Source organism: Micromonospora sp. M51 (assembly GCF_018070305.1).
Taxonomy (GTDB): Bacteria; Actinomycetota; Actinomycetes; order Mycobacteriales; family Micromonosporaceae; genus Micromonospora; species Micromonospora parva.
In genome coordinates this window covers 1-8,007 of the sequence record NZ_JAGPXZ010000227.1, presented here as the reverse complement: position 1 = coordinate 8,007, position 8,007 = coordinate 1, and the positions used below count along the sequence as shown (strand labels likewise).

Here is an 8,007-nt window from a genome sequence, read left to right as displayed (position 1 = left end):
ACGTCCGGGTCAACGTCCAGCTCACCCAGGGCGCCGCGCACGTCCCGACGCAGCGCCGCCGCCGAGGTGGGTTCGGACGGGTACGTCCACCCGACGTCCAGGAGATCGCCCAGCGCGTCCGGGTCGGCCGGCGTCGGCGCGAGCACCGCCGCGTCGCGGACGGGTTCGACAGCCGGGTCCGCCGTGACGGGGCCGACCGGGGCCGGGTGCGAAGGGGGAGCGGAGGCGGCGACGGTCGCCGGTTCGCCGCCGAGGGCCGCCGCGGGGGTACGGTCGCGGGCCCGGCGGATGCTGGCCCGGATCCGGGCGACCAGCTCGGCTGCGGCGAACGGCTTCACCAGGTAGTCGTCGGCGCCCAGGCTCAGGCCCTCAACGCTGGCCTCACCGCCGGCACGGGCGGAGAGCACCAGCACCGGCAGCGCCCGGGTCGCCGGGTCCGCCCGGAGCCGGCGCACCAGGTCGAAGCCGTCCATCACCGGCATCATCACGTCGGTCAGCACCAGGTCCGGCAGGTCGCGGTGGATCTCTTCGAGGGCCTGCTGACCGTCGGTGACCTCCCGCACCCACCAGCCCTGCGCGGTGAGCAGCCGGGTGAGGTACGCCCGCATGTCGGCGTTGTCGTCGGCGAGCAGGATCCGGGCCCCGGCCAGCTCATCCGTGGTCGTTCGGGTCGCGGGGTCGGGTTCGGTCACCGCGTCGCTCGGTTCGGTGAGCCAGCCCACCGCCTCCTCGACGGCGGCCCGGGCCGCGTCACCCCGCCCGCCGACCGTCGGGCCGCTGACCGCGGTGCGGTGCGTCGCCGACCACGGCAGCGTCACAGTGAACCGGCTGCCCACGCCCACCTGGCTGGTCACTCGGACGTCGCCGCCCTCCAGCCGGGCCAACTCGTGCACCAGGGCCAGACCGATGCCCGTGCCCTCGTGACTGCGCGAGCGGGCGCCGCGTACCCGATGGAAGCGTTCGAAGAGTTTCGGCAGGTCCCGTTCCGCGATGCCGATGCCGGTGTCCGCGACGGTGAGACGCACCTCCTCGTCGTCGGCGTCGAGGGTGACCCGGATGCGGCCGATGAACGTGTACTTGAGGGCGTTGGAGAGCAGGTTCGTGACGATGCGTTCCCAGTTGACCGGGTCGACAGAGACCGGCCGGGGCAGCGGTGGGCAGCTCACCTCGAGGGTCAACCCGGCCCGCTCGACGGCGGCCCGGAACACCCCGGCGAGCTCGGCGGTCAGCGCGGCCAGGTCGACCACCCGGGCGTCGCTGCGCGCCCGCCCGGCCTCCAGGCTGGAGAAGGTGAGCAGGCTGTTGACGAGCGTCAACAGTCGCGTCGCGTTACGCCAGCCGGTCTCCACCCGCTCCCGCTGCACCGGTGCCAGCGGCGCGGTGGCGTCGGTGAGGGCGTCGGTCAGCGGGCCGAGGATGAGGGTCAGCGGGGTACGGAACTCGTGGCTGACGTTGGCGAAGAAGTCGGTTTTGAGGCGGTCCAGTTCCGCCATCGCCTCGATGCGGCGCCGCTCCTCCTCGTACTCCTGGGCGTTGCGCAACGCCACCGAGATCTGCTGGGCGAGGAGCTGGTGGAACGAGCGGTACGCCTCGTCGAGCCCACGGCTGGGGCTCACCCCGGCGAGCAGGACGCCGCGGGGCTGACCCTCGTCGGCGGAGGACAGCGGCAGCGCCAGCGCGGTGCGGACCGGGTCGTCCCACGGGCCGGCGGGCAGCGGCAACCGGGCGGCGACGTCGGTCACCTCGGTCGCCCGGCCCTCGGCCGCGTCCGCCAGCCCCCAGGCGTACGCGGGCGGGCCCGGGTCGGTCAGCTCGACGGCGTCCGGCAGGGTCTGGGCGTGCCGCCGGTCGCCGCCGGTGCAGGCGATCCGGCGCAGTGTCGTGCCGTCGCGCAGGTAGATGGCGGCGAACGGCACGTCCAGGGGGTGGTCGTCGATCACGCCGACCAGCCGTGCGCCGGTGGCGTCCACGTCGACGGTGCGCCCGTCGCCGAGCACTGACAGGTCGCGCAGGAGGCGCAGCCGACGTTCGCCGATCACCTGCTGGGTGACCTCGCTGCACACGGTCAGCACACCGACGGTGCGCCCGTCGTCGTCGCGGGCGGGGGCGTGCGAGACGCTGAAGTACGCCTCCTCGCGGTAGCCGGCCCGGCTGAGCAGCAGTTGCAGCGCGGGGACCCAGCTGGCCACCGAGGTCGCCATGGCCTCCTCGACCAGTGGGGCGAGCACGTCCCAGACCTCGGCCAGGGTCACCCGCACGTCGTCGCCGAGAGCGGCGGGGTGCTTGTCACCGATCAGCGCCGAGTAGGCGTCGTTGTAGAGCTGGGAGTAGTTCTCGCCCCAGAGCAGCAGCATGGGGTACCGGGAGGAGAGCACCATCCGGACGGCGGCGCGCAGGCTCTGCGGCCATTCGCTGACCGGGCCGAGCGGGGTGCGGGCCCAGTCCAGCTCGGCCATCAACCGCCCGGTTTCGCCGCCGCCGAGGAACAGGTCGCTGCTGGGTCGTGTCACGCTCGATCCGACCCCATCGCAAGCCCCCGTTCCGGGCCTGACGACCCCTGCCGCGTTACCTACCCATCCTGACACTTCTACTCAGCTGTGCTGACGCCGGTACCCACCGTCGAACCGGCGGCGGTTCGGGACGAACGACCGATGCCTAGTACATCGACATCTGTAATTGTCTCGGGTATCCCTCCGACCCCGAGGAGCCCTCATGAGAGGCAGAACGCTGAGCGCGAGGGCCGCGCTCGCCGTGTTCGCCGCGACGACCGTGACGCTGGCCGCCCAACCGGTGACCGCGTCACCCCCGACCGCCACGACGGTGGCCCGGCCGATCGCCGGGTCCGTCGCCGCACTCGCAGCGCCGGACATCTCCGTCAGCAACGTCCAGGCGCACCTGACCCAATTCAACGTCATCGCCACCAGCAACGGTGGCAACCGACGGGCCGGCTCGGCCGGCTACACCGCCTCGCTCACCTACGTCAAGACCAGGCTCCAGTCGGCCGGCTACACCGTCAGCGAGCAGTACTGCTCCAGTTGCACGTACCCCTCGAACAACCTCATCGCCGAGTGGCCCGGCGGCCCGGCCGACCAGGTGGTCATGTTCGGCGCGCACCTGGACGGCGTCTCGGCCGGTCCGGGCATCAACGACAACGCCACGGGTTCCTCGACCCTGCTGGAGAACGCGCTGGTCCTGGCCGCGCAGAACCCGACGATGACCAAGCGGGTGCGGTTCGCCTGGTGGACCGACGAGGAGCAGGGGCTCAACGGCTCCCGGTTCTACGTCAACTCGCTCACCAGCACCCAGCGCGGCTACATCAAGGGTTACTACAACTTCGACATGGTCGGCTCGGTCAACGGCGGCTACTTCATCAACCGGGTCACCTCGACCACCGCGGCGCCGCTGAAGGCGTACTGGGACTCCCTGGGCCTGCAACCGGAGGAGAACGTCGAGGGGCAGGGCCGCTCCGACGACTACTACTTCCAGCAGGCCGGCATCCCCACCTCGGGCTACGCCGCCGGGGCCAGCGCCCGCAAGACCAGCGCCCAGGCGGCCAAGTGGGGTGGCACCGCCAACTCCGCGTACGACCCGTGCTACCACCGGTCCTGTGACACCACCGCCAACGTCAGCGCCACGGTGCTGAACCGGGCGGCCGACGGTGTCGCGTACGCGCTGTGGCAACTCGCCGTGGGTGGCGGCACCCCGACCTGCGTCGGTGGTCAGGTGGTCGGAAACGGCGGCTTCGAGAACGGCAGCACGCCGTGGACCGCATCCTCCGGGGTGATCACCAACTCCAGCAGCAAGCCGGCCCGGACCGGGTCGTACAAGGCGTGGCTCAACGGGTACGGCAGCACCCGCACCGAGACCCTGTCCCAGTCGGTGACCGTGCCGGCCGGGTGCGCCAGCTACACGCTGTCGTTCTGGACGCGCATCGACACCGCCGAGACGACCACGTCCACGGCGTACGACAAGCTGACCGTGCGGATGGGCTCGACCACGCTGGCGACGTACTCGAACCTCAACGCCTCCAGCAGTTACGTCCAGCGCACGCTCAACGTGGCTGCGTACGCCGGGCAGACGGTGACGCTGACGTTCACCGGCACCGAGGACTCCTCGCTGCAGACCAGCTTCGTGATCGACGACGTGACGTTGCAGGCGAGCTGACCGCGTACCCGAAAACGGGCCGCCACCGGTTCTCGCCGGTGGCGGCCCGTCGCGTCGTGGTCAGGGAAGCTGGGGGTAGAGCGCGGCGACACCGCCGGCCAGCCCGGCCTGTACCCGCCGACTGACGTCGTCGGCGACGATCTCGTACGCGTCGGCCTCGACGCCGTCGACCGCGATCTTGGCGATTTCCGCCGGGTCGGACTTCGGGCCGGTGATGTCGGCGGCCATGTCGGTGTCCAGGTAGCCGACGTGCAGGCCGGCGACCCGGACGCCCTGGTCGGCGAGGCGCACGCGCACGCCGTTGGTCATCGACCACTGCGCGGCCTTGGCGACGCCGTAGGCCCCGTGGATCGGGGAGCTGAACCAGGACAGCACGGAGAGCACGTTGAGGATCGTCCCGCCGCCGTTGCCGGCGATGATCGGCGCGAACGCCCGGACCATCGACAGCGTGCCGAGGTAGTGGGTCTCCAGTTCCTGCCGCAGCACGTCCAGGTCGCCGTCGAGGAGGTCGGCTCGGAAGTCGGTGCCCGCGTTGTTGATCAGCAGGTTCACGTCGCCGGCCAGCGCGGCGGCGGCGGCCACCGAGGCGGGGTCGGTGATGTCGAGGCGTACCGGCGTCACGCCGGGCAGGTCGACGCGGTCGGGGTTACGGGCGCCGGCGTAGACGGTGGCGCCCCGGGCGAGGAGTTCGGCGGCCAGGTGGCGGCCGAGGCCACGGTTGGCGCCGGTGACGAGGGCGGTGCTTCCAGCGAGCTTCATGGCCGTCACGCTATCCGAGCTGACTTCTGTTAGCCAAAGTCAGCTATCTCACCGGAGCGGGCCGAGCGAATCGGGAATACGACCCGGACGCGCCCACAGCCGGACCGGTGACGACTCGTATCCTTTCCGCGAACCTCCGTACGAGCCGAGATGGGAGACGGTGTGAGCAACCAGGCCGAAACGTTGGAATTCCAGGCCGAGGCGCGTCAGCTCCTCCAGTTGGTGGTCCACTCGATCTACTCGAACAAGGACGTCTTCCTGCGGGAACTCATCTCGAACGCGTCCGACGCACTGGACAAGCTCCGGCTGGCCACCCTCGTCGACAAGGACCTCGTCGCCGACACCGACGACCTGCACGTCGCCCTGGAGATCGACCGCGACGCCCGCACCCTCACCGTGCGGGACAACGGCATCGGGATGACCCGCGACGAGGTCGTCCAGCTGATCGGCACGATCGCCAAGTCGGGCACCGCCGAGCTGCTGCGCCAGCTGCGGGAGTCCGCCGACGCCCACGCCAAGCAGGACCTCATCGGCCAGTTCGGCGTCGGCTTCTACGCCGCGTTCATGGTCGCCGACCGGGTCACCCTGCTGACCCGCAAGGCCGGCGAGACCGGCGGCACCCGCTGGGAGTCCGCCGGCGAGGGTACGTACTCGATCGAGACGGTCGACGAGGCGCCGCAGGGCACCGCTGTGACACTGCACCTCAAGCCGGCCGACACCGAGGACAACCTGCACGACTACACCGCCGAGTGGACCGTCCGCGACATCGTCAAGCGCTACTCCGACTTCATCGCCTGGCCGATCCGGATGAGCGTGGAGCGGCCCGGCGCCGACGGTGAGGCCCCCACCAGCGAGGTGCAGACCCTCAACTCCATGAAGGCGCTCTGGGCGCGGCCCCGCGACGAGGTCGACGCCGCCGAGTACAACGAGTTCTACAAGCACGTCAGCCACGACTGGGCCGACCCGCTCGAGGTCGTGCACATGAAGGGCGAGGGCACCTTCGAGTACGAAGCTCTGCTGTTCCTGCCCAGCCACGCCCCACTGGACCTGTTCTCCCCACAGGGCCGCCGTGGCGTGCAGCTCTACGTCAAGCGCGTCTTCATCATGGACGACTGCGAGGCGCTGGTCCCGACGTACCTGCGCTTCGTCAAGGGCGTGGTCGACGCGCACGACCTGTCGCTGAACATCTCCCGGGAGATCCTCCAGCAGGACCGGCAGATCCAGATCGTCCGCCGCCGCCTGGTCAAGAAGATCCTCGCCACGGTCAAGGATCTCAAGGCCAACCACGCCGAGCGCTACCGCACCTTCTGGACCGAGTTCGGCGCGGTGGTCAAGGAAGGGCTGATCGACGACACCGACAACCGGGACACCCTGCTGGACATCCTGTCGGTGGCCTCCACCAACGACCCGACCGAGCCCACCGACCTGGCCGGCTACGTGTCCCGGATGAAGGACGGCCAGAGCGACATCTGGTACGCCACCGGCGAATCCCGGGCCGCCATCGAGAACTCGCCGCACCTGGAGGCGTTCCGGGCCAAGGGGCACGAGGTGCTGCTCCTCACCGACCAGGTCGACGAGGTGTGGGTCGAGCGGGTCGGCACGTACGACGGCAGGACGCTGCGCTCGATCGCCAAGGGCGAGATCGACCTGGACACCGACGAGGAGAAGCAGCAGGCCGAGGCCGAGCGTGAGCAGCAGCGACAGGAGTTCGCGGCGCTGCTCGACTGGCTGGGGACCACCCTCACCGACAGTGTCCGGGAGGTGCGCCTGTCATCGCGGCTGACCACCTCGCCGGCCTGCGTCGTCGGCGACGCCCACGACCTCACCCCGACCCTGGAGAAGATGTACCGGGCGATGGGGCACGAGATTCCGCCGACCAAGCGGATCCTGGAGATCAACCCCGGGCACCCGCTGGTGTCCGGGCTGCGCAAGGCCCACGAGCAGGGCAGCGACCAGGCGGCCCTGACCGAGACCGCCGAGCTGCTCTACGGCTTGGCGGTGCTGGCCGAGGGTGGCGAGCTGACCGACCCGGCCCGCTTCACCCGGACGCTCGCCGACCGGCTGGCCCGCACCCTGTAACCGGCGGCCGACCGACAACAGGTGAACGCTCGGCCGGATCGCCGGCCGAGCGTTCACCTGGGTGGTGCCGGAGCAGCTCGGGTGCCTGCGACCCGTCAGGCCGCGGAGGCGGCCTTCGACCCTCGGTGCGACGCCGCCGGGCCGGCGTTCCAGCCCCATCGCGGCGCCGGCACCGAGGAGTCACGACGTCCGTCCGGTTCGACGTCGTCACTGTCGGCTCCGTCGACGGTCAGCTCGACCGAGGCCGGGGTGCTGCGAGCCAGTCGCAGTGAGTGCTCGGCACCGGCACGCGCCACGCACGGCCACGACTGCCCGGCGCACTGAAGGTTGCGGCACCGGCCCTCGTCGTCCGGCTCGTGTGCGCTCAGCACGTCGACCGCCAACTGCCACAGCAGCGGGTCGGTCACGTCGTGCGGACGCTCGGCGGTGCGGCTCGGTCGGTTGCTGGTGTCGTCGGACATCATGGCCCCCCTCGTCAGGCTGTACCCCCCAAGGGTCACCCGTCAGCCGCCAGCTAAACCGCCGACCTGCTGTGATGTGTCTCTGCTCGCAACTCGACCGCGGACGCCGCACGCGTATCGGTCAGTCCGGCAGGAGTGGCATCTCCACCCCCGGCTCCCGGTTGAGCAACACCGCCCGGGTCAGCGCCGCCGATCCGAACCGGTCGCGGACCGCGTCCACCGCAGCGTCCAGATCGGAACCGGCGTCAGGCTGGAACGGCAGCTCAGGCTGGACGGGGTTGTCGTCGAGATTGCCCACCGAGACACCGATCAGGGTGACACCACGGCGATCGATCTCGGGCAGCGCCGCGCGCAGCAGCGCACGCGCGGCGGCGAGCAGTGGCGTGGTGTCCGCCGTCGCCTTCCCCACCGTGTGCGAGCGGGTCGCCCGGGTGTAGTCGCCGAAGCGCAGCCGCAACACCACCGTGCGGCCGGACCGTCCGGCCGCCCGCATCCGCCGGCTGACCCGGTCGACCAGCCCGGCGAGGATGGCCTCCAACTCCGT

General features: G+C 70.9%; 5 protein-coding genes and 1 pseudogene. 2 read left to right on the top strand and 4 right to left on the bottom strand.

Annotation, left to right across the window (positions count from 1 at the left end):
- On the bottom strand, window positions 1-2,510 hold a 2,510-nt coding region (locus tag KBX53_RS14545), incomplete at its 3' end, for an ATP-binding protein (RefSeq protein WP_309140772.1).
- Between the two features lie 202 nt (window positions 2,511-2,712).
- Between KBX53_RS14545 and KBX53_RS14540 the strand changes: the two genes are divergently transcribed.
- Entirely contained in the window at window positions 2,713-4,164 is a 1,452-nt protein-coding gene (locus tag KBX53_RS14540; RefSeq protein ID WP_210859760.1) for a M28 family metallopeptidase, read from the top strand.
- 60 nt (window positions 4,165-4,224) lie between these two features.
- On the opposite strand, the gene KBX53_RS14535 is transcribed toward KBX53_RS14540, so the two are convergent.
- Entirely contained in the window at window positions 4,225-4,923 is a 699-nt protein-coding gene (locus KBX53_RS14535) for an SDR family oxidoreductase (protein WP_030332460.1), read from the bottom strand.
- Window positions 4,924-5,073: 150 nt separating this feature from the next.
- Here KBX53_RS14535 and htpG point away from each other — a divergent pair, with 150 nt between their 5' ends.
- Window positions 5,074-7,002 (top strand): molecular chaperone HtpG, encoded by a 1,929-nt coding sequence (gene htpG / locus KBX53_RS14530; RefSeq protein ID WP_210859758.1) that lies wholly within the window; start codon window positions 5,074-5,076, stop codon window positions 7,000-7,002.
- Between the two features lie 95 nt (window positions 7,003-7,097).
- Here the strand turns inward: htpG and KBX53_RS14525 are convergent, their stop codons facing one another.
- Complete coding sequence (locus KBX53_RS14525) at window positions 7,098-7,463, bottom strand: hypothetical protein (protein WP_030332463.1); 366 nt, start codon at window positions 7,461-7,463, stop codon at window positions 7,098-7,100.
- A 121-nt stretch (window positions 7,464-7,584) separates the two neighbouring features.
- Window positions 7,585-8,007: pseudogene (locus tag KBX53_RS14520) on the bottom strand (DNA polymerase IV); the annotation flags it as partial.